We start from the raw sequence: 21,931 nt of genomic DNA on the forward strand, positions 1-21,931 counted from the left end.
GCTCGACCTCCGCCAACGCATCGGTCAGAGCCTTCTTGACTCCGCCGGCGCTGAGCTTGCGCTTCTTGACGCTGAGCCGTTTGAGCGTATGCCCAGCACTCCCCGGAGGGCGGCTCCACAGGGCGGGGTGGAGCCGACTCGAGCAGGCTACCGGTTCCTCACGACACGAATTGCTAGACGTTCGCTCCGCAGGTCCTACTCAGCGCCGCCGACGCACGATCTGGGCGATCAGTTCCCGGCTGCAGCCGAGTGCCTGGGCGAGGGCGGTGTAGGACCAGCGCTTCGGCTCGGTCTCGCGGAGCTGGTCGATGAGCTCGTCCCGCTCGGCCCGGTAGCGGGCGGCCAAGGCGTCGGCCTCGAGGGCCTGTGCGTGCAACTCGGCGGCCCGGGCCGCCAACGGGTCGGATACTCCCATTGAGCGTGCCGGAGGGCAGCCATCCCCGTCTGGGACGGCCGCCCTCCGGTTGCGCACTGTGCGCAGCGGGTCAGAGCCCACCTGAGAGCCCCCGCGAGAACTCCGTGATCAGGCTCGGCACCGCGGTGTCGAAGCCAACGACATCGAGCATGCCGGCATCGTCCGGGTCGGCGATGGAAAAGCCCGTGGAGGTCATTCCCACCACGACGAGCCTGGCGGGGATGCCGCTGTGCTCGCGGTAGCGACGCAGCGCCTGGAACGGGTGGATGTCACCGGCCCAGGTCTCGTTATCGGTGTAGATGACGAAGGTGTCCACTTCCAGGTCGTGCTCGGCGGCGTACAGCATGGGCAGTGCGCAGTCCGTACCACCGAAGGGCATCGCGTCCACCACCTTCAGCGCGTCGTCGAGACGACGGCGGGGGCTGATGTCCAGCGGGGCCATGGCGGCCGGCTGCCAGTATCCCGGGCGAGCGTTGGAGAAGGCGAAGGCGGCGGAGCCCGGCTCGGTGGCCAGTTGCACCAGCGCCAGCGCGGCCGCCGCCTCGCGGGCTGTCAAGGCCATGCCGGAGATCGGCATACCCATGGAGCCGGACACGTCGACGGCCAGCATGGTGCGCTTCCCCGCACTCTCCGCGGCACCGAAGGCCGCGTAGAAGGCGGCGTCCAGCGCGTCGGCGACCTTCGTCGTCGGCGTCCAGGCGCTCTTGCCGCGCCGGGAAAACCCGGAGGCGTAGGTGCGCTGGGCGATCAGCGCGGATACCGGGTGCACGCGGGCGGCACGCAGGCGCTCGGTGTCGGTCAACTGCGCGCAGACCTCATCGGTGCGCCCGCCCATTGCGGGCAGCAGCCCCAGTCGGGTCAGGCGCGGCAGCTGGCGCATGAGTGCGGTCAGCGGCACCCCGGCGTCGAGCAGCGCATCCCAGACTTCGGGCCGGGCCAGCGCCGCATCCGGCAGCATCTCCCAGGTCAGGCGGTAGTCGCGGACGATCCGCGCCCAGGTGGCATCGGCGTCGGCCCGAGCGGCATCCACTTCCTGAGCCTTGACGAAACCCTCGATCAGGGAGGGCACCTCCTCCCCTACGGTGCCGTGGGCGATCCAGTCGAGGGTGGCGCGCATGTCGGCCTCCGCGGCGGCCGGGTGAGCCAGGCGCAGCAGGTCGCGGTGCGTCCAGCCGTCGCGCTGGCGGTACTTGACCGCCTGGTAGGCGAGCTGCTCGGCGGTCTTGGTCGTGTACCAGGAGCCGACGGCGCGGCGCAGGCCGCGCCCCCATCCACGGAACTGCTCAACGTAGGTGGCGAAGGTGAACAGGTGCGTTCCGGTGCGGGCCACACGCGGCAGCGCCGCGAGCGCGGCGTCACGGGCCTGCGACACGGAGGCGGCGTACGCCAGGGCGAACAGCGTCGGGTTCTGCTTCGGCGCAGCACCGGCGGTGGAGACCTCGATGATCGTGTTCACCAGCCCCTGCGGGTCGGCGACCGCCATGCGGTGCAGGACCTCGGCGTTCTCGAGTGCCAGCGTGCGGGCGTCGGTGTAGTAGGTACCGCCGTCCACCCCCAGGATCAGGAAGCGACGCAGGCGGGCGGCGTCATCGAGCGCGAAGCCGTAGCCGCCGGCGGCGTTACGCACCTGGCCGGTTCGAGCCGACTCACGCTGCGGCGTGCGCCGAGTACTGATGTCCTTCAAGAAATCCATTTCTTCTTCCCTCTCCTTTCCTGCTTCCGGGGATATGAGATGTGCCGGGGTGGCGGCGGGCGTGTTCTTGCCCGCCGGACAAGCGGTGTCAACCGCGCTGTTGGAGAGCGATAACCGACCGGCTTCGGCCCGCCGCCATCCCGCACGAGCACAGGGGGTGCGCCCGTATTCAGGCTGCACGAACGGCGGAGGCGGGCGTGTGTTCGGCCTCCGGATCCTCCGAGGAGGGTTGGGGTCGAACCAACTAATACCGATAACCGAAGACCTTCCGGCCCGCCGGCGCACCGTTCGCGCATATCGGCCGTGGCCGACTCGCAGGAGTGTAGACCCCTACACACCTGGAACTCAATCCATCCCCACCGGTGATGTTTGTGAGGTGACGCACCCGTCCGACCACGCCGCCCGCCAGAACCGGGCCCCTACCAGCACGCGGAACCACCTCAGAGCCCTCCGGCTCCGGGCCGCGGCTCGTACACGAGTTCTCTGCAAAGACACGAGTTTTGGAGCTTCGCGTGCGCTGGGCACATAAACCTCCGGAACTCGTGTATCTGACGCAAACTCGTGTTCCTGCCACCGCGCCGATTCCCACGCCCCCACGTCATCGGTCCCGGGCACATGTGCGCGAGCGGGCGTGAACCTGGCGGGCTGTCCGAGCGGGCGTGGCACGATGACCGGAGCCGACCGCTCTACCCTTGAGCTACCGGCGAAGCGCCGACGAGGACTCGAACCCCGAACCGCCGGTCCGATAACCGACCATCTCCGGCCCGCCCGAACGCTTGTACCGTAAGCGCTCGCCGGGTACTCCGTCAACCGCCCGAGCCGGAGTCAATAGGTCCGAGTTCGCTCGACAGACCCTCACGGCCTCTGCGGCGTGAAGACCCGTCCTTCCGCAGGCGAACATCCCCTTTCGCCAGGGAAAGTCAGTGAAGGGAGACGTCTGCGTCCGTGACCCGCCAGGCGTGGAAGGGCACGGTCAGCCCGGCCCGACTGGGAGCACACAGGAATGGGCCGGCCTCGGCGACGGCGTCCTCCGGGAACGGCAGCAGGCGCACCATGCGCAGCGCGGCGGTGCCGTCGGGCGCGATCAGACCGGCGCGCATGGTGATCGCATCGCCCTTGCGGCTGACGCGGATGCGCACGCGCTTGCCCTGCCAGTCGGGCACGGGGGCCACCGACCAGTCGGAGTTGCCGGCCGTGACGACGGCGCCCAGCTGGCAGGTGCCGTCTGAGAACTCCACCCCGGCCTTGACCCAGTTCTCGGCGTCGACGCGCACCATGACGCCGGCCTGGTCGAAGTTTTCGGTGAAGGCGGCGGTCATGTCCACCTCGACCGCCGTGTTCTGTTCGAAGGGGGTCAGCAGGGCATGGGCGGTGTCGACGATGAAGCCGTAGCTGGTGCGCCGCCACGCATCCGACTTCTCGACGGCGGTGACCAGCAGGTCTCCGTCCCTCTCCTCGACTGCGGCGGGCGGGTTCAGCCAGTGTCCTGCGGACCAGGGAAGCGTCGTCATGATCCGAGCCTAGCCGCGGTTGCCCCGGCTGTCGCGCGCTTGGCGCCGGGAAACGAAGCGCCTCAGGCGCAGCGCCCCCGATACAGGCCGTTGCAGATGGGGCGGGAGCCGCAGTTCAGGCAGTCGCCGTCGAAGTGGGGCACGTGCAGTTCGGCGGCGGGGACCTCCCAGCCGAGCGGGGCACGCAGGTGCCAGGGTCGGCGATCCTGCGCGGTGTAGGACAGGCCGGAGCGGTGGGCCTGCACGGACTGGTTGCGCTTGGTACCCATCCGGTAGGTGCGCCCGTCCTTGATCAGCGTGGAGCCGGTCTCGATGAAGGTCATGGACACGTCCGCCTGTTCGCACTGGGCGCGCAGGGAGCGGACCCAGTCGACGTCGAGCGGCCGGGCGCCGCCGTAGTTCTCGCCGCCCACGATCAGTTGCTCGATCTGGCCATCGGCCAGGTAGCGGCCCAGTTCGATGGGGCCGATCAGGGGCGCGGCCATGGCGCCCTTGTGAGTGAAGGGCAGGTCGAGCAGCACGGGCAGGCGCTGGTCGGTGCGGCGCTGGTTCTCAATTGACACCGAGAGCATGACGTTGTCCCAGCCGTCACCCCAGTCACTGGGCAGGCAGCGGGCGACGCGGTGGGGGCGCTTGGTGAGCAGGAAGAACTTCACGTCCGGGCGGGCGCGGATGATGTCCCAGGCCTCCTCGCGCCAGGGGTCGGCCTGGCGCAGGAAGAAGTCGCTGGTCATGCACACGCGCAGCATCTCGCCGGCGCGGACCTTGTAAGCACCCGTGCGGTCGACGGCGAGGGGATAGCGGAAACCATCGTCGCCGACGCGGCGGATGAGCTCGCCGTCGACGCCTCGCGAGGCGTCTTGGAACATCATGAAGCAGTTGTCGCAGCCCTCGGAGACGCGGCGGCAGCCGTGCCAGGGGTTCCAGGTATCGTGCACGCCCCCTCCTCTCATGTCTGCATGAGCCGAAGCAGGCCGACTCACATCGAATCGATGCTAACCGATTCTCGTGCGCCCACCAATCCGCGGACCGTGGAATTGCGAAGCGCCACGAGTGCTCAGCCGCGCGTCCGCGCAAGTGGCGGGCTTTGCCGCGGCGCTAGGTAGCGTCGAAGCGTGCGGACGGCTCCAACAGACCCCACAACGACGACGCGCCCCTCGCCTGAATACGGCGAGGGGCGCACGCCAACGCGCGCGGGCACGAGGCCCGACAGCGAACCTTAGGCCTGCGACTGCCCGGAATCCGGGTTCTGCGGGCCAGCCGACTGCTGCGGCTGCTGTGACGCCGAGTAATCCTGCGGCGCCTGCGGCTGAGGAGTCGGTACCTGCGGCTGTTGAGGCGCCGGGTAACCCTGCTGAGCCTGATGGGCCTGTGGGAACTGCTGCTGCGGGGCAGCGTAAGGCTGCGGACCGGCGGGCGGCTGAGCCTGGTTGGCCTGCCACTGCTGAGGCGCCGGGTAACCCTGCTGAGCCTGATGGGCCTGCGGGAACTGCTGCGGGCCCCCATAGGCGGGGAACGCCGAAGCGGCGGCGGGTTCCTTCTTGACGAGGGACATGATCGAGTAGATGGCGATTGCGATGAACAGGAGCGCGTCAATCAAGACCATGAAGTAGCCGAAACCGCGTGAGGCTCCGTAGTCGAAGACCTCGTTGTTACCGAGCGCCTCACCGAACCCCATCAGAGCGCCGACGATGGCAACACTCGGGATGACCCACATGACCCCCTTGGCGACCTTGTCCTGCAGGAAGACAAGAACCGTGGCGGCGATCGTGCCAATGAGCAGGATCCAGAAGAAGGCTCCGTCCCGGCTCCCAGCCAGTGACATCGAGTTGGAGTAACCCCACACGGAAATGGATACGAACGGGGTGAACATGGCCAGGAGCGTGACAACCACGGTGGCCGCGGACAAGCCGCCGAGAATATTGCGCACATTCGTCGGGAAATGCGGGCTCGGTTTGGCCAGCAGGTTCTGGAACTGCGCCTGGGCCTGTTGTTGGAAGCCCGGTTGGGCGGAGGGCGGCGCGGCGGATTGCTGCGGTGCCGCATAGGCCTGCTGCGGTACCTGAGCGGACTGGTAGGCGGGCGACTGCGGCACACCCGCCTGGGCCGAGGATGCCGGATCGGAGCCGGCCGGTGCGCCACTCTGGGCGTTGGAGTCGCTCGGGATGCCGTTCTGAGGCTCCGGAGACACGGGGTTACTCATGCGCTCACCCTACGTCGGCTCAGTCGCAAGCCGCATGGGAGGTACGACACGGTGAAGTTACAGGTCACCGCGGAGGCGAGTCTCGCGCGGGAGCTCAGGTTGTGCCGCTACGGCGACAGGCCACTCAGACGCTCATGCGGCACCGGCCGCCCCGGGCGCGATGACCGCCAGCCCCAGAGCTCTGGCAGCTTCGCCAAATCTGTGGTCGTACATGAGTACCGCATCTACATTTAGCCTGATCGCAGCCTCAAGGTGCAATGCATCCAGGGTGCGCAGATATGGCATCGGCAATAAACCCGCATTGCGGAAGACCGCCCGGTCGAGGGACGCGAACGACACTCCTTCAAGGAGCCGCGTCACGTCGTCCTGATTAAGACTCTCTCGGACCGCAATACGACGCAACTCAACCTCAAGCAGATCACTGGAGACCAGCGTGCTTGGCGTCCGATCGAGCCAGTCGAGCAGCGCAGGATCAAGCTCATTCAATGGCACTATCCGCCGACACGTATGCCTGGAGCAAGCACCGACATCCTGCTCGTCACCGCTCACCCCGAAGCACGTCCGCCTCCCAAGCAGCCACGGCGGCCAACTCCCGCGGCGCGTGCAGCCAGTGGGCGCCGCCTGACACAACCGTCAGGTCGGCGCTGAAGCGGCGGCAGAAGTCCTCTACCGACTTGTGCGGTACCAGTTCATCCCGCTCCCCCATAATGACCGACGTCGGCACGTCCCAGGAGAGCCCGCTGTTGTTTTCCGCGTAGACCAGGTATCGCCACGAGAGCACACCCGAATCGGTGCGGATTTCTCCCTGTTCGGCCAGTTCCTCACGGGAGACGTCTGCCTGACGCAGCATCCGCTCGATCATGCCGACCATGTCCAACAGCGGAGACTGGAACAGCGCCAACGCCAGGGGCTCATCACACAGCGCCACCAGGGACAGCCAGGCGCCGATACTGGTGGCACGCAGCCCGAGCACGGGCCAACGGCTCCGCATCCGCGCCGCCAGGTGACGCAAATAGGGCACGCAGTCCCAGGGCAGCAGCCCCTCGGGCAGGTCGCAGGCGACCGCCTGCCAGCCGGTCTGCGCGGCCCGCAAAGCGAATCCCTCGGCGTCGCGCCGCGATCCGCCTGCCCCGTGGACGCAGAGGAAGGCGCGCGGCGCGTTCTCACCCCAGACGGTCACACCGCCGAGGCCAGGAACATCGAACACTTTCGCAGCGGTCATTGCTATCGGCCTGTGGGCGCGGGCGGTCACGCCGCCCCGCTCGCGTGAGCGGTCGGCGGGCCGCCGCGCGCTTCCGGTCGCGCTTCACAGGTAGTGGGCGCGCAGGTCCTCGGAGGTCTTGGCGGACAGGTCCGCCAGCGTCACGTCGAAGACGGTGCGCGCGCCGGACTCGCCGCGGGCTGCCAGCCTCGCCACCGCCCGCCCCATGGCGGCCACGACGGAGCCGGTGAACTCCGGGTTGGAGTCGAGTTGCAGCTCGAAGTTCACGGTCTCGGCGACGCCGTCGGAGGTGTGTCCGCGGCGAACCACGGTGCCGCCGTGCGGGATGCCGGCGTGCTCGGCGGCCAGTTCCTCGGCCGTGATGAAGTTGACGGTGGTGTCGTAGTCGGCGAAGTAGTTGGGCATCTCCTTGATCTCCCGCTCGATGCGGGCCAGGTCGGCTCCCTCCTCGGCCACCACGTAGCACTCGCGCGTGTGCATGGAGCGGGTGGTGAGCTCGACGTCGTCACCGGCCTTGACCGCGGCGACGGTCGCCTCGACCGGGCGGGTGTACTGCTTGGCGTCCACGACGCCGTCGATGCGGCGCAGGGCGTCGGAGTGCCCCTGGGAGACGCCGGGACCCCAGAAGGTGGTGGTGGCGCCGTCTGGCAGGACGGCCTCGCCCAGGACCCGCAGCATGGAGAACAGGCCCGGGTCCCAGCCGGTGGAGATCAGGGCGACGTGCCCGGAAGCCTTGGCGGCCGCGTCGACGGCGGCGAAGTGCTCGGGGATGCGGGCGTGGGTGTCGAAGGAGTCGACCGTGTTGAACAACGCGGCGGCGGCCGGGGTCTGTTCGATCAGGTCGGTGGCCGAGCCGCCGCAGTTGAGGCAGACGTCGACCTTGTCCGCCCAGGCGGGCATGTCATCAACGTGGGCGACGGGCGCGCCCTGAGTGGTGACCGTGGTCGGGTCGCGCCGGGTGAAGACGACGACGAGTTCCATGTCCTCGTTCTTGGTGATGGCCTGCTCGGCGCCGCGCCCGAGGTTGCCGTATCCGTTGATCGCTACCCTGATCATGCTGCCTCCTGGTGTGTTTGCTATGGGGCGATCCTAGAGACCGGGCGTGTTGCCGCCGTGTGACGTGTCGGGGAGCGGTACCCGCAGCACCGTTCGCCACTCCACCGAGGCATAGGGAACAATGTCAGGCCGTTGGCGCAGTACAAACGCAGGAGACGACATGCTCGACGTACTCAGGGCCCGATTCGAGGCGCATCCGCACCGACACGAGGGCATCTCCTGGGACGCGGTCGCCGCCCGCCTGGCCGCGCATCCCGAGGCGCTGACCGCGCTCGGACGCATGGAGGACACGGGCGGGGAGCCCGACGTCGTCGCCTATGACGCGCAGGCGGACGAATTCGTCTTCTACGACTGTTCGGCCGAAACGCCCGCCGGCCGGCGCAGCCTGTGCCTGGACGACGAGGCCCTGCGCTCCCGCAAGCGGAACCCGCCGCGGGGCAGCGCCGCGGGTGAGGCGGCGGCGATCGGCGTCGAGCTCATGAGCGAGGCGGACTACCACCACCTGCAGGGCCTGGGGGAGTTCGACTTGAAGACCTCGACCTGGCTGGCGACGCCGGCGGATGTCCGGGCACTGGGAGGCGCACTGTTCGGCGACCGGCGCTTCGGCCGGGTCTTCGTCTACCACAACGGCGCCGACTCCTACTACGGGGCGCGCGGCTGGCGCGGCGTGCTGCGGGTTTAGCGGCCGGGGTCAGCGCGCAGCCGGCGTCAGCCGGTAGGCAGTCATGCCGTCTTCGGTGTTTTGGATGAGATGAAGGCATCGAAGTCGAAGGGCTCCGCGGGGCCGCTCGCTTCGCCTGCTGCAAGCGCCTCGCGCAGTGCCGTCGGTCCCGCCGCGCGGCGTGCAATGGCTGCTGCCCGAGGATCGTCGGGCAGCACGACGAGCCCATCGGTGACGCCGGGCCAGTGCAGGGGCGGGGAGAAGCCGGCACGTGCGAGCGCCGTGCGGATGGCGGCGGCTTGGGGATGGGCGATCACCGGCGGGTAGGCGGCCCCGGGGTTGATGACGTCCAGATCGGCGACGGCGGCGTGCAGGCGCGCCAGGCGGGCGCGACGCCGGGTGAGCTCGGCGCCTAGCCCCGGGGCGGCGAGCCGGGCACGGTAAGGGCCCGGCATGGGGGCGGGAGCCCAGGCGAGGTCGAGCAGGTCCTCGACGGCGTCCTTGAGCACGGGCACATCCCGGTGGCGTTCGGCGATCGCGGCGACGGCGGCCAGGTCCGCGTTCAGTTCGTCCCGGGTCGGCGCCGTCGGGCGCGCGAGCCCGTGGACCACGCCGCCGAGCGGGATGGGCAGCAGCTTGCGCAGGCTCGCCACCAGATAGTCGGCGTCGTGAGGGCGAGCGGCCTCGGGCTCGGCGTCTGTCAGCAGTTCTTCGGCGCGTTCCAGTGCCGTGTGGGTGGCGTCGACGACGATGCGCGCCCCGGTCGAGCGGGCGGCGGCGAGCACGGCGCGGAGTTCGTCGCCGGCCCGGTTGCCGAAGGTCTCGGCGTGCAGGATCAGTGGCTGCCGGTTGCAGGCCGCGAGCGCGGCGGCGAGGGCGCCGGGGTCGAGCAGGCCGGATGGTGCGCAGTCGACGTTAGTGACGTGCAGGCCCTCGAGCTCGAAGGGGGTGGTCATGGCGGTGCAGCGCACGCGGGGCGCCAGGACCTCGCGGACGCCGTCGGCGCGGGCCTCGCGGGCCACCAGGGCCAGCGTGTGCCTGCCCGCGGCGGTGAACACGGGCGATGCCGGCTGGGACGTAGGCATGCGCCCAGGGTAGGCCCGGCGCACACTGTTCGCATGAAGGACCTGTCGATCCCGCCCGGCCCCGGCTGCCCGCGGGGGCTGACGGTGCCGGCGGCGGAGCTGAGCGAGCAGTTCACGCACGCCTCCGGCCCCGGCGGCCAAGGCGTAAACACCGCCGACTCCCGCGTCCAGCTGAGCCTGGACCTGGCGACGACGACGGCGCTTGACGAGCGGCAGCGCCAGCGGGCCCTACAAAACCTGAACGAGCGCCTGACCGGGACGGTGCTCACGGTTACCGCGGCCGAGCACCGCTCCCAGTACCGCAATCGGATGGCGGCGCGGGAGCGCCTGGCGGCGTTGCTGCGGGGTGCGCTCGCACCGCCAGTGCCACGCCGGGCGACCAAGCCCACCCGTGGTTCCCAGCGTCGTCGTCTGGCGGCCAAGCGACGGCGCGCGGAGCTTAAGGGCCTGCGGCGCAGACCGTCCGCCGAGTAGAGCCGCAGGCGCTTGCCGGGCGGCAGGGATGTGGGCGAGCGGTCTCAGAGACCCGCGAGCGTCTTTGAAGCTCCTCCGCTCATAATCGCGCGGGGGTTGCGCAGGCCCGCGCCGGCCAGGCGCGCGAAGCCGAGCTTCTCGTAGTACGGCAGCATTCCCGGATCGCAGCACAGGTCGACGGCGTACATGTCACCGAGCTGGGCTAGCAGTCGACGCACCAGTTCCGCGCCGATCCCCCGGCCCTGGTAGTCGGGGTGGACCTCGAGCCAGGGGATGAAGGCGTTGAGCACGCCGTCGCTGATGGCGTTGATGTAGCCGATGACGCGGTCGCCGTCGAGCGCCCAGACGCGCCGGTAACTGCCGTCCATGACCGCCACCAGCTGCTGCGGGGAGGGAGGAGACGGCCAGCAGACGAACATGCCCTCGATCTGTCCGGGCGCGACGGCGCCGCGGCCGGTGAGGTAGGTCGGCTCGTCCATGGCGGGGATCCTACGGCGGAATTGCTCCCAGCAACGTATGTCACTCAGCCCTGGGCTGCGCCACTTCACCGTCTGCAACGCCACTTCGGGGTTAACAACGCCGGTTAACCGTCTGCTGAAAGCTCCTGGGGTATACAGCAGAACGTTAAGTAGCGTTGTTAACGTCCAACCGGCGCAGCAGACACCTCGGCCCCGATGCAATCACCACACACCCAAACCGGAAGAACCGGTAACACCGCAGACGTCGCACACGGGCGCGCGGTCACTCCTCGATGATCGGGAAGCACGCATCCGTAACCCAGGTGGACGGGTCGGGGTTGTGCGCCGGGCCGACCCGGTAGATGTTGAGCATGGGTCCCGTGCGAAGGTTGTGGGCCGCGATGTAACTGCCGATCGCCGCGGTGACCTCCGGCATGCCGTCATATCCGCCATGTAGCGTGGCGGCCACGACGTCGCGCGCAGGCACCTCACGGCATTCCAACGGCGCTACCGGTGTGAAGGGTTCCGGGACTCTGATCCAAACCTCGAGCTCTACATCAGTCTCCCTGTACTCCGGGTCTAGGTAGGTCGCCCCACCCAGCCCTTCGTCATGACTGGGCAGTTCCAGGCCGCTGCGCTCCATGAGCGGCACGATCTCCTGCCACAGCCGGCCCTCGTCGTTGTAGGACGGCAGGACGCGGCGCAGGACTGCCACGGTCATGGCAGGCATGTGAATCTGGCGGACATCGATATCCATGGTCGACTCCTTGAGATAGGCGTTGATATGTTCAAACGCGGCGCTCATGCGTTCCAGCCGTTCCCGCTCGGCATCCAAGCGGTCGCCGTGGGCGGACATGATGGCGCGCACACGCGTCGGATCACCACGGTTGGCCATAATCTCGGCGATCTCCCCGACCGGCATTCCGGCGTCACGCAGTCGTACGATCCAGTGTGCGTCAGTGAGCTGAGAGGGCGCGTAGGACCGGTGCCCGGTGAATGGGTCGATGGCGGCGGGCTCGAGTACACGCTGTTCCTGGTAGTAGCGCAGCATCCTCACACTGATCGCCGTGAGCCTGGAGAACAGACCGATACGCAGCAGTCCCTCGTCGTGATCCATGCCTCCATGGAACATCCTCACACCGTGTCAGATGCAAGTGGGCGTCGGCCTCTTGTACGGGCTATACACCCGACATAACGTCGGGTATGTGGCTACACAGGAGGTGTCGACATGCCGTCGATCACTGCTCGCGACTTCAACCACGATGTCAGTGCCACCAAGCGGGCCGCCAATGAGGGACCGGTCATCATCACGGACCGAGGCAAGCCAGCTTACGTTTTGCTGACCATTAACGACTACCGCCGACTCGGGGGGACGGGCGCCTCGCTCGTGGACAGGCTGAGCATGGATGACGACGTCGACGTCGAGTTCGAGCCGGCCTCTATCGGTCTGAAGGCTCCGGAGTTATGAGCTACCTATTGGATACCAATGCAGTCAGTGAGCTCCGCAAGCCCGCCGTGCCGCACACCTGCATGTCCCCGACCCGCGGCCGGAGCGCGACGCACTGATCGCGGCCACCGCCGCGGTCCACGGCCTGACCGTCGTGACGCGCAACGTCAAGGACTTCGCACCGCTGGAGGTAGCGGTCGTCAATCCGTGGGAGGGCACGCCCCGATGAACGAAGCTGTGCAGGCAACGCAGTCCTGTCAGTCCAGGAAGGCGCGAACTTGTGAGGCGAAGAGGTCCGGCTCCTGGAAGATGGCGCCGTGGCCGGCGCCGGGGTAGAGCTCCTCGAGCCTGGCGGCGGGCAGGCGCCGTCCCAGGTCTAGGGTGTTCGAACTGGGAACCATGAGGTCGTTGTCGCCGTTCACCACCAGGACCGAGTGGCCGATCCGGGACAGGTCCTGCGGTTCCTGCCGCCCCCAGCCGCGCACGGCCCTGAGTTGGCGTAGGAGGCCGGGCACCCGCGCGGCCCTGTCCGGATGCTTGAAGGCCGCCACGCGGTCCAGGAACTCATCCGCCCTGTCCCAGGCGGTCACGGGGAAGAACAGGTAGTGACGGGGGTCCTTTCGGGTCAGCGCCGCCTTCGCCATGGCCCGGAAGGTCAGGCCCGGCACCCTGGCGATACCCGCGCCTCCCGCCGGGCCGGTTCCAGCCAGCACGGCCATGCGGAACCGCTGCGGATGGGCCAGCAGCAGCTGTTGAGTAACGAAGCCGCCCAGCGAGAGCCCGAGCACGTCCACCCGCTCCAGCCCTGCGGCGTCCAGGAACTCGATCACGCCGTCGGCCATCTCCGCAACGGTCGTTGGCGCCGAGCCGGACGAGCCGCCCATGCCGTGGTAATCCACCGCTATGACCGGGCGGTCCTGCGCCAACCGGTCGACCAGCAGCGGGTCCCAGCCGTCGAGGGTGGCCGCCAGGTGGTTCAGGAGCAGCAGGGGCACCCCGCCGTCGGAACCGACCGCCCGGTACGCGAAATGCGCCCCTTGGGGTGTGGACATGCGCTCGACCGGCGCGTCCACGTATGGGCCGTCGAAGTACTTCACGGCGCTCACTCCCCTGCCTCCACGACGATCTTGCCCGGGCGAGCCCTCCCGGAGGCGGACAGCTCCATGGCCTGCTCCAGTTCGTCCAGCCTGAAGGTGTGTCCCACCAGCGGCTTGATGCTGCCGTCCTCAATGGCGGGGGCGAGTTGCGCCAGTCGGCCGCCGTCGGCACGCATGAAGAGGAACTTATACGCGGCTCCCTGCTGCTTGGCAGCGCGGCGCACCTTGCGGCCCATCAGCCACATGACCGGCTTCAGGATCGGCTTGCCCAGCTGTGCAGCGAAGTCGGGGTCGGGCGCGCCAACGACCGAGACCATGGTGCCTCCCGGTCGCAGCACCTTCATGGAGCGCAGGGTCTCGTCCTTTCCCAGGGTGTCCAGGACGACGTCGTAGTCCTGGACATGGTCCTCATACCTCTGGGTGCGGTAGTCCACGACGACGTCGGCGTCCAGCTCGCGGGCCAGGTTGACGTTCTTGGTGCTCACGGTGGTCGCGACCGTGGCGCCGAGGTGCTTGGCCACCTGGATGGCGACTGAGCCGAGGCCCCCGGTGCCACCCTGGATGAAGACCTTGTCCCCCGGCTTGACTCGCACCTTCTCCATGAAGGCCTGCGCGGCCGTGAGCAGCACCAGCGGCAGGGAGGCCGCCTCGGCGAAGCTGAGCCCGACGGGCATGGGGGCGAGGTCGGCGGCATCGACGGCGATGGCCTGCGTGAAGGTGCCGATCCGGTTGATGCTCGGGCGCCCGAACACGTGGTCACCCACCGCTAGGTCCTCAACGCCGGGCCCCACCTCGGTGACCACGCCGGCGAGCTCCTGCCCCAGCACCTGCGGCAGCCGGTAGGGAATGAGCTGCCGGAACTGCCCGGCGGCGATCATGCGATCCAGCGGGTTGAGGCCGGCCGCACGGATCTCGACAACCACCTGCCCTGGACCGGCCGCCGGCTCGGGTATGTCCAGCCACTCGAGTGTCCCACCGTTGCGGTAGGAGGTAAGGGCATAGGCCTTCATCACGTCTGCTCCTGTCTCTGTCATGCTCCCATCGGGATACGACCCGGCAGGCGACAACCATCTAAGTCCAGATCGCGAACTTAGCCTGTGCCGGCTGCACTGTCAACCGGATGTCCAGCCCACAACGTCTTCTTCATGCACAGCCTTCACGGTTCTTCGCGTTCGCGGGGTGCGGCGGGCCGGCGGTCGGCGTACGTGGTTGGAATGTCGGACACGTACGCCCGGGGGCGTCTTGGGTTCGCCACCAATGCGGCAGGCATTCACAGCCAAGAAGCCGCGGTCTCGAGCCGGCGCCCACATGACTCCAATGGCTCCAACGAATCCTCCGCCGGTCACCAACACCGTCGATCCGAGAACGACCCCGCCAACCCGAGAACGACCTCTTCGGCCCGAGGACGACCCGGGTTCGGCCAAGACGTCCTCGTCAACCCGAAACCCTCCACATTCGGGAGGGTTTGGGGCCGACGAGGTCGTATTCGGCAGACCGACACCTACCGAGTACGACCTCGCCGCCCCGAGTACGACCTCCTCGGCCCGAGCACGACCTCGCCGAGCCGAAACCGACCACCGCATCACAACCCCAACCCAAACCGCCACACCCACAAAACACGGAGAACCCCTGCACACCCCGGTCGCGAGCCGTGGAGCTCAGTGCTACGCTCCCTGGGTATCAAAAGCGGACTCAGAGATGCGCCGGACTCGCAGGCGACGAGCGTACGCGGGTGCGACGCGCATGCACGGCTGCGGCCACACCTGCAGGCGAGCCGACGAGCCTGTTCCGCCCGCATCGACGCCGTATATACACGCATCCAGGAGACCGCGGTGCCATCGGCAGCCGCAACGGATCAGGGAGTGTCAGAGACCATGACGGGACCACAAACCACCTGCCCCATCGCCGCCAGCCTGGAGCTGCTGGGCGAGAAGTGGACTCTACTGATCCTTCGCGATATTCACCGGGGTATATGCCGGTTCAGCGACCTGGAGGAGAGTCTCGGATGCCCGCGCTCGGTACTGTCGGCGCGACTGAGGAAACTCGTCGAACACGACATCCTGCGGGCCGAGCCCTACCGGGAGCCCGGCCGCAGGCAGCGACACGCCTACACCCTCAGCACCAAGGGACGCAATCTTGCCCTCGTGCTGGCGGCGCTACAGCAATGGGGACTCAAGCATCTGCCGGACGTGGCACCGATTGCGCCGGAGCCGGTTCACCTGGGTTGTGGCAGCCCCGTCGAGGCGCGCCTGTCCTGCCGCCGGGGCCACCACGTCGAGGCCGACGCCGTCGGCCTTCCGGAATGTTCGTAAGCCACCACCATCGCACCGTCGGCACTCAGGCGGCTTGGATGGGCCTGATGGCATCGAGCTCAGCGGCGATGCGCCCCTCCGCCAACTCCAGTTCCTAGCGCGACTGCAGGTTGAGCCAGAACTGCGGCTCACGCCGAAGTAACGCCCCAGGCGCAGCGCCGTGTCCCCAGTAATCGCCCGCTTGCCATGCACGATCTCGTTGATACGACGCGGAGGCACACCGATCGACACCGCGAGCGTGTGCTGCGTGATGCCGAAGGGACGAATTCGTCACACGTTAAACCGGAACTCGACGATGTCCCGGAGATCATATTTCACCTCCTCAGCTGGCACACCTCCCCTTTCAGGGCCGTTGAAGCCTCACTGCCTGCCCCTAGAAGGAGCCGAGGCTCGAATCAGAACCCGTAGAGATGCTGACGGGCATCAAAGGCAGCAGGGCCACCCTCGAGGATGTCCTCCACTAGGGCACGCACAGCACGGTCATCGAGAGAGCCAACTCCAGCCTCAGTCGGTCGTCCGCGGTTCCCATCGCTCTCGAGAGCCACAATCAGCTCAGCATCGCCAAGCACCGGCACATTTGCATTATGGGTGCTAGCGATGATCTGCCGCTTACCCTTCAGCTCTCGTAGATGTCGGACCACTCCGCTGTAGATGAAGCTGTTGTCAAGGTCGTCTTCCGGCTGGTCGATGATCAGTGGTGCATCCGAGGCTTCAAGCAGCAGGAGTAGTAGAGCCGTGGCCCGCTGCCCCTTGGAAAGTTGCCCTAAACTCCGAAGACCCTGCGCTCCGTCAAGCTTGAGAAGCACTTCGACTGCGAGGCCTACAGTCAGCTCCTCCAGTTCGCGTGCCAATTCCTCACCTGCTTGGATCAGATTCGATGCCTGTGATCCGGTAATCCCCAACTCGGCGAGTGCTCCATTGCCAGCCCTTATCGCCTGCGCAAGCCGCTGCGGAGAGAACGCTTGATCATTCACGGCAGCGAGGATCTTAGTCCTTTGACCAGTGACCTTCTCTTTGATCGCGTTGATTACATTGGAGCGGTCCGTGGCCGGTATAGGCCTAACCACCACAACTCCATCAGTCGACTCGTTCGCTGACCTGATCGCTTTATGCAGGCGCTCGGTCGCGGCCGTCTCATGGGCACGGAGTTCGTCAAGCATGCCACTGCGCGCTTTGAGCAATTCCTTAATCGCCTTGGCGTTTGCATTCAGGCGCGGTTCTGCGGCATTAATCGATGCCAGCCTCTTCTTGGCAGCGATGTACGTACCGGGGTCGAGCCCCTCTTCGGCGAGCTCTCTGAGTACCTCTCCGTAACCTTCCCTCTCACCGCTGGTGGCGTCTGTCCAATCAGCCTGTGCCGCACTGATCTCACTCTTCGCCACCTCGATCGCTTTGGCTGCCTGCTCGCCAAGCCCCTCCAGCACTTGACGCAGTCCATCTAGCGCCGCCGTCACACGAGACAGCCGCTCCATCTGCGGCGAACCATCAATATCGTCGATCGTCGCAGCGAGATTCGTCAGAGATGCTGACTGTCGAAACTGGTCCAGTGTGGTCCTTGCCGCACCTACCCGCGACGATCCTTCCTCGAATACAGCTTCATCCTGGACGAGCCGCTCGTGCCCCCGAAGCTTGCCGGGCACGTCGGTGTCCTTATACCGATCGAGCTTCTCTTCAAGTCGGTCAGCCTGCGCTTGCTCCTCTTCGAGCTGAGTCCTGCGTTCCTCTTCTCGCCTCAAGTCTTCCCGATTCACCCGTAGCCGCTCGCGGACATCCACCAGTGCTGGATCTTCGCCTTCAGAGCCGTCAAAGCGCCTGATGAGTTCGGCGATGCTGTCCGAGTCACCGGAAAGCTCCGCAAGCTCGTGCTGACCGAATACCTCGACAGGCCCAACTGCATCTTCGGGAGTGAGCTTGGTTCGGACGCCCGCAGAGTCGAACACAATGGGGGGATGTGGCACCTCGCGCTGAATGGTGTAGGTCTGGATAATGGGAGAAACGCTCTCAACCACAACCCGTACGATCGTGCCCACATTCAGCACCTGGTCCACAATCGCCTTGTGGTCTTTGGCCATCTGAGCCGAAATCGGCTGGATGTCGAGCGCATAGCGGATACTCTCGATCACGGTCGACTTTCCAGCGCCCCTTCCACCGATGAGCGCTGTCAGGTCAGATGAGATCGGCACGGTTACCCCGTCGAGGTATCCCCCGGTCCAAGACACACTCTTGATGCGGGGCCTCGGCTTCGACTGCGGGTCATTAAGGGACACTCTCGTCTCTGGTGTCCTCACTGCAAGTTTCAAGCTCTCAAGCGAGCGCGAGCTGACCTTGAACCATGTGCTTGCACCGGGCTGACACATCTGACGAGGACCCATAACGTCGTCGGCGTGGATCACTGCCAGAGGGTGAACACGCTCGAAGATCCCGCTCCCGTTGACAACCGACTCCTGATCCTTGGCTGGTTCGGCATTTGGCGACACGCCAATGGCATGAAGATCCTCGTGGAGAATCATCGTCGCAAGCGGCTGGCCCGAGCGTGTCGTCAACAGCCCGGCAGGCTTCACATTCACGTGGGCGGGAACAGGCAACGCTCCAGCAGCGGTCATCTGCTCCATGATCTTCGCGTAGGGTTCGCCAGTAGTCCCATTGTCGCACCCGGGGGTGGCTCCGCACCGACCGATGGCAGCATTGATCGTCGCAATGGGAGTCCCAGACTCAAAGATGACCAGGATGTGGATCCCCTCCGACGAGTTCGCCTCGAACCCTGGAAATGCGACGATTCCACGGGACTCAGCGGCAGCGATAAGGCCTGCTGCCGAGTCGACGCGCCAGTGGTCAGTCACAGCGATCATGCTGATGCCCATCTTCTGGCACGCGTCTAAGAGCGCGAAGTTGTAGGCGGCCTCATCGCTGAAGAACGCCTTCGGCGCGTTGCGCCCCTCGTAGGTGAAGGGGTTGACCTGCAACGCAGCCCGGATCCAGTGCGCCCCCGCGTCGGTGTTGATCATCTCTTACCTCCAGACGTAAGTCCTGTACGGAACTCGACCACGTCGCCGTCGGCCATGACGTAGTCCTTGCCCTCCATGCGGACCTTGCCGTGGGCGCGGACCTCGGCCATCGAGCCGTACTCCATGAGGTCGTCGTAGGAGACGATCTCCGCCTTGATGAAGCCCTTCTCGAAGTCGGTGTGGATCACGCCCGCGGCCTGCGGGGCGGTCCAGCCCTTGTGGATGGTCCAGGCGCGAGACTCCTTCTCCCCCGCCGTCAGGAAGGTCTGCAGACCGAGCGTGTCGAAGCCGACCCGCGCCAGCTTGTCCAGACCGGACTCGTCCTGGCCGTTCTCGTGCAGCATCTCGGCGGCTTCGTCGGGCTCCAGCTCCACCAGCTCGGCCTCGAACTGGGCATCCAGGAACACGGCCTCCGCCGGGGCCACCAGGGCACCGAGCTCCTGCTGCCGGGCGGCGTCGTGCATGCCGGCGTCGTCCAGGTTGAACACGTAGATGAAGGGCTTGGTGGTCATCAGCTGGAACTCGCGCAGGATCTCCTCATCCAGCGCCTTGCCCGCCGCGGCGGCCGACAGCAGCTCGCCCGCCTCCAGCACCTTCAGCGCGGCCCGCGCCACCTCCAGCACGGCGGCGTCGGTCTTCTTGCCGCGCACCTCCTTCTCCAGGCGCGGGATCGTCTTCTCCATGGTCTGGATGTCGGCCAGGATCAGCTCGGTGGTGATGGTCTCAATGTCCGAGGCGGGCTCCACCTTCCCGGCGACGTGGACCACGTCGGGGTCGTCGAAGGCGCGGGTGACGATGCAGATGGCGTCGGCCTCACGGATGTTGGCGAGGAACTGATTGCCCAGTCCCTCCCCCTCGCTGGCGCCGCGCACGATCCCGGCGATGTCGACGAAGGAGACGGTGGCGGGCACGATCTTCTGGGAGTGGAACATCTTGGCCAGCGCGTCCAGCCGCGCATCCGGCAGGGGCACCACACCGACGTTCGGCTCGATCGTGGCGAAGGGGTAGTTCGCCGCGAGAACGGTCGCCCGGGTCAGGGCGTTGAACAGGGTCGACTTGCCGACGTTGGGCAGTCCAACAATTCCGATAGTGAGTGCCACGGGGCGAGTGTAGCGGCCCGCCGCTAAGCGCCCGGAATTCATGTCGGCGCCCCGTGTCATGGTGGCCCCATGTCCACAGCGCTTCCCATCCTGCTCCTGCTCATCGGCCTGCTCGTCGGGGCGGTGGCCGGTTACGCCCTGGCGGTGGCCCGCTCGGCTACCGCCCGTGCCGGCGGTCGCGACGAGGCCGCCGCCCTGCGCGCCGAGGCGGCCCAGTGGCGGGCTCGCGCCGAGGAGTTGACCGCCCGCACCGTCGCGGCCGAGGAACGCGCCGAGCGCGACGGCTCCGTGCTGCGCGCCCTCGCGCCGGTCCGCTCCCAGTTGGAGCAGGTCGGCGCCCGGGTCGAGCGGATGGAGCAGCAGCGCGCTGCCGAGCACGCCACGCTTACCGAACAGCTGCGCGCGGGGGCCGAGTCCGATCGCGAGCTGCGGCGCACGACGACGGCGCTCGAGGGCGCCCTGCGCTCGCGCTCCTCGCGTGGGCTGTGGGGTGAGGTCGAGCTCGCCCGCGTGCTCGAAGCCTCCGGGATGATGCGGCATATCGACTTCTCCGAGCAGCGCTCGGTGGCCTCCGTGGTCGGTCGCCGCAGCGGCGCCGGCGGCAGCGGGGGCGCAAGCGGCAAGGCGCGTCCCGACGTCGTCGTGCACCTGCCCGGCAACGGATTCCTGGCGCTGGACGCCAAGGTGCCGTTGGACTCCTACCTGAAGGCCTGCGCCGTCGGAGCAGATCCCGACGGCGCCACTGCCGACGGTGCCGCCGCGCCCGGTGGCCCCACTACCGACGGCGCCCACTGCGGAACCGCCACGCAGGAGCGCCGGGCCCGGCTGCTGGCAGAGCACGCCAAGGCGCTGCGTGCTCACGTCGACGCCCTGGCCGAGCGTCACTATGCGCGCACGCTCCAGGACTCCCCGGAACTGGTGGTGCTGTTCGTGCCGGCCGAGCCGATCCTGGCTGCGGCGCTGGAGGCAGATCCCACGCTCATGGAGCATGCACTCGACCACGGGGTCGCCCTGACCACGCCCGCTTCACTGCTGGCGCTACTGCGGACCTGCGCGATCGCATGGGCGCGCACCGCCGTGAACGACGACGCACGCGAACTGGTAGAGCTGGGCCGCACACTTTACGAGCGCCTCGGCACGGTCGCCAGACACCTCGACACCCTGGGCTCCGCCCTGACGCGCTCCGTGACCGCGTACAACCAGGCGGTCGGGTCCATGGAGTCGCGACTACTGGTCACGGCCCGCTCCTTCGAGACCCTCGGCGACGACCTGACCACGCCACGGCAGGTTTCCCCGGATAACGCGCAGGTTCGGCGCTTCGCCAGCGCCGAGTTGGCGGCGGCGTCCGAGTAGCAGCAGGAGTCCGCAGCACCAACGATTCGCAACGATGGGGTTACATATGCGCTTTCATTCGCATAAACTAGTTGCACACAATATCTCACAGCAACCTTCCAGGTGCGCCCCCTAGCGTACCTGGTGATCTTTGAATCTACCTTGTGGAGGTTCTTCCTACATGGCAGCCCCAACCACCAGCAGCCCCCCATCCAGCGTCAACGCCACTCACGGCGAGGCCGCCTCCGCACACGGTGCGAGCGCGGATGAGGTACTCGACCACCTGGACACCCTCGCCTCCAAGCAGCAGGAGCTGCAGGACCAGCTCAGCACGCTGCGCGACGAGCGCGACAGCCTCATCCTGCGCGGACTCGCCAATGGCCTGAGTTCCACCGAGTTGGCCGAGACAGCCCACCTGACCGGGGCGCGCGTACGCGCCATCGCCGATGCCGCGGCGGACTCCTCCGCCCGCGAGCGCATCTCGCGGGCCATGTCCATCCTGGTCGCCCACCGCCCCCCGATCTGCACCACCTACGGCGCACTCGCAGAAGCCGTGGGCATCGGCTCGGCAAAGGGAGTGGCCTCCTCGCTGGCCACCAACCCCGAGGTCCCGGCCCGCGCCGGCGCCCGCGTACTCCTGCTGCGCTGGGCGAATCCGGCACTGGGCGGCTACGTCATTCCCAGCGAGGAACCCTCATGGCAGACCCAGGGGGACGACACCGCCTCGCGCCTGGACTGTCTTCAGGCCGAGCACCTGGTGGTGCAGGTTGACGCCCCGAGCGGTCCGGTGTGGGTAGTCCCCTTCGATCGGGTCGTGGCCGACGCCGATACCCTGGCAGGCATAATCGGCTGAGCCTCGC

General features: G+C 67.4%; 21 protein-coding genes and 1 pseudogene. 6 read left to right on the forward strand and 16 right to left on the reverse strand.

Going from position 1 to position 21,931, the window contains the following annotated elements; genetic code table 11:
• Positions 1 to 199: 199 nt before the first annotated feature.
• From BN1056_RS14010 to BN1056_RS14045, 8 genes are all read right to left on the reverse strand, one after another.
• A complete protein-coding gene (locus tag BN1056_RS14010) occupies positions 200 to 415 on the reverse strand; it encodes a hypothetical protein (protein ID WP_210582239.1) in 216 nt (71 codons plus the stop codon).
• Between the two features lie 70 nt (positions 416 to 485).
• Positions 486 to 2,108, reverse strand: coding sequence for a TROVE domain-containing protein (locus tag BN1056_RS14015; protein ID WP_210582241.1), 1,623 nt, complete (start codon positions 2,106 to 2,108; stop codon positions 486 to 488).
• Positions 2,109 to 3,028: 920 nt separating this feature from the next.
• Positions 3,029 to 3,619 (reverse strand): DUF1349 domain-containing protein, encoded by a 591-nt coding sequence (locus BN1056_RS14020; protein ID WP_210582243.1) that lies wholly within the window; start codon positions 3,617 to 3,619, stop codon positions 3,029 to 3,031.
• Positions 3,620 to 3,681: 62 nt separating this feature from the next.
• Positions 3,682 to 4,557, reverse strand: coding sequence for a DUF5131 family protein (locus BN1056_RS14025; RefSeq protein ID WP_210582245.1), 876 nt, complete (start codon positions 4,555 to 4,557; stop codon positions 3,682 to 3,684).
• A gap of 281 nt (positions 4,558 to 4,838) precedes the next feature.
• Positions 4,839 to 5,822, reverse strand: coding sequence for a hypothetical protein (locus BN1056_RS14030; protein ID WP_139240837.1), 984 nt, complete (start codon positions 5,820 to 5,822; stop codon positions 4,839 to 4,841).
• Between the two features lie 132 nt (positions 5,823 to 5,954).
• Complete coding sequence (locus BN1056_RS14035) at positions 5,955 to 6,308, reverse strand: type II toxin-antitoxin system VapC family toxin (protein WP_210582248.1); 354 nt, start codon at positions 6,306 to 6,308, stop codon at positions 5,955 to 5,957.
• Between the two features lie 52 nt (positions 6,309 to 6,360).
• A complete protein-coding gene (locus BN1056_RS14040) occupies positions 6,361 to 7,044 on the reverse strand; it encodes an alpha/beta hydrolase (protein WP_210582250.1) in 684 nt (227 codons plus the stop codon).
• An 84-nt stretch (positions 7,045 to 7,128) separates the two neighbouring features.
• On the reverse strand, positions 7,129 to 8,100 hold the full coding sequence (locus tag BN1056_RS14045; protein WP_210582252.1) for a diaminopimelate dehydrogenase: 972 nt from the start codon (positions 8,098 to 8,100) through the stop codon (positions 7,129 to 7,131).
• A 160-nt stretch (positions 8,101 to 8,260) separates the two neighbouring features.
• Here BN1056_RS14045 and BN1056_RS14050 point away from each other — a divergent pair, with 160 nt between their 5' ends.
• Positions 8,261 to 8,782, forward strand: coding sequence for a DUF4256 domain-containing protein (locus tag BN1056_RS14050; protein ID WP_210582254.1), 522 nt, complete (start codon positions 8,261 to 8,263; stop codon positions 8,780 to 8,782).
• Positions 8,783 to 8,823: 41 nt separating this feature from the next.
• On the opposite strand, the gene BN1056_RS14900 is transcribed toward BN1056_RS14050, so the two are convergent.
• On the reverse strand, positions 8,824 to 9,846 hold the full coding sequence (locus BN1056_RS14900; protein ID WP_244671741.1) for a type II toxin-antitoxin system ParD family antitoxin: 1,023 nt from the start codon (positions 9,844 to 9,846) through the stop codon (positions 8,824 to 8,826).
• A 33-nt stretch (positions 9,847 to 9,879) separates the two neighbouring features.
• On the opposite strand from BN1056_RS14900, the gene arfB reads away from it, so the two are divergent.
• Positions 9,880 to 10,320 (forward strand): alternative ribosome rescue aminoacyl-tRNA hydrolase ArfB, encoded by a 441-nt coding sequence (gene arfB, locus BN1056_RS14060; RefSeq protein ID WP_210582257.1) that lies wholly within the window; start codon positions 9,880 to 9,882, stop codon positions 10,318 to 10,320.
• Positions 10,321 to 10,364: 44 nt separating this feature from the next.
• On the opposite strand, the gene BN1056_RS14065 is transcribed toward arfB, so the two are convergent.
• Both BN1056_RS14065 and BN1056_RS14070 read right to left on the reverse strand, forming a co-directional pair.
• A complete protein-coding gene (locus tag BN1056_RS14065; RefSeq protein WP_210582258.1) occupies positions 10,365 to 10,799 on the reverse strand; it encodes a GNAT family N-acetyltransferase in 435 nt (144 codons plus the stop codon).
• Between the two features lie 262 nt (positions 10,800 to 11,061).
• Positions 11,062 to 11,895, reverse strand: a complete 834-nt coding sequence (locus BN1056_RS14070) for a MerR family transcriptional regulator (protein WP_073328407.1) — start codon at positions 11,893 to 11,895, stop codon at positions 11,062 to 11,064.
• 111 nt (positions 11,896 to 12,006) lie between these two features.
• On the opposite strand from BN1056_RS14070, the gene BN1056_RS14075 reads away from it, so the two are divergent.
• On the forward strand, positions 12,007 to 12,246 hold the full coding sequence (locus BN1056_RS14075; protein ID WP_210582260.1) for a type II toxin-antitoxin system Phd/YefM family antitoxin: 240 nt from the start codon (positions 12,007 to 12,009) through the stop codon (positions 12,244 to 12,246).
• Positions 12,247 to 12,482: 236 nt separating this feature from the next.
• Here the strand turns inward: BN1056_RS14075 and BN1056_RS14080 are convergent, their stop codons facing one another.
• Together BN1056_RS14080 and BN1056_RS14085 are read right to left on the reverse strand one after the other, a co-directional pair.
• A complete protein-coding gene (locus tag BN1056_RS14080) occupies positions 12,483 to 13,331 on the reverse strand; it encodes an alpha/beta fold hydrolase (RefSeq protein ID WP_210582262.1) in 849 nt (282 codons plus the stop codon).
• Positions 13,328 to 14,356, reverse strand: coding sequence for an NADP-dependent oxidoreductase (locus BN1056_RS14085; protein WP_210582264.1), 1,029 nt, complete (start codon positions 14,354 to 14,356; stop codon positions 13,328 to 13,330). The genes BN1056_RS14080 and BN1056_RS14085 overlap by 4 nt, the downstream gene beginning before the upstream one ends.
• Before the next feature lie 840 nt (positions 14,357 to 15,196).
• Between BN1056_RS14085 and BN1056_RS14090 the strand changes: the two genes are divergently transcribed.
• A complete protein-coding gene (locus BN1056_RS14090) occupies positions 15,197 to 15,634 on the forward strand; it encodes a winged helix-turn-helix transcriptional regulator (RefSeq protein WP_210582266.1) in 438 nt (145 codons plus the stop codon).
• 25 nt (positions 15,635 to 15,659) lie between these two features.
• Here the strand turns inward: BN1056_RS14090 and BN1056_RS14095 are convergent.
• From BN1056_RS14095 to ychF, 3 genes and pseudogenes are all read right to left on the reverse strand, one after another.
• A pseudogene (locus BN1056_RS14095) lies at positions 15,660 to 15,901 on the reverse strand (HigA family addiction module antitoxin).
• A gap of 128 nt (positions 15,902 to 16,029) precedes the next feature.
• Positions 16,030 to 18,639 carry a TrlF family AAA-like ATPase gene (locus BN1056_RS14100; protein ID WP_210582268.1) on the reverse strand — a complete coding sequence of 870 codons (2,610 nt, stop codon included), beginning with the start codon at positions 18,637 to 18,639 and terminating at the stop codon, positions 16,030 to 16,032.
• A complete protein-coding gene (gene ychF, locus BN1056_RS14105; protein ID WP_210582270.1) occupies positions 18,636 to 19,739 on the reverse strand; it encodes a redox-regulated ATPase YchF in 1,104 nt (367 codons plus the stop codon). The genes BN1056_RS14100 and ychF overlap by 4 nt, the downstream gene beginning before the upstream one ends.
• A gap of 69 nt (positions 19,740 to 19,808) precedes the next feature.
• Between ychF and BN1056_RS14110 the strand changes: the two genes are divergently transcribed.
• A complete protein-coding gene (locus BN1056_RS14110; RefSeq protein WP_210582272.1) occupies positions 19,809 to 21,092 on the forward strand; it encodes a DNA recombination protein RmuC in 1,284 nt (427 codons plus the stop codon).
• 160 nt (positions 21,093 to 21,252) lie between these two features.
• Entirely contained in the window at positions 21,253 to 21,924 is a 672-nt protein-coding gene (locus tag BN1056_RS14115) for a hypothetical protein (protein WP_210582274.1), read from the forward strand.
• The last annotated feature ends 7 nt before the right edge of the window (positions 21,925 to 21,931 follow it).

The organism is Actinomyces succiniciruminis, from assembly GCF_900002405.1.
Classification (GTDB): Bacteria; Actinomycetota; Actinomycetes; order Actinomycetales; family Actinomycetaceae; genus Actinomyces; species Actinomyces succiniciruminis.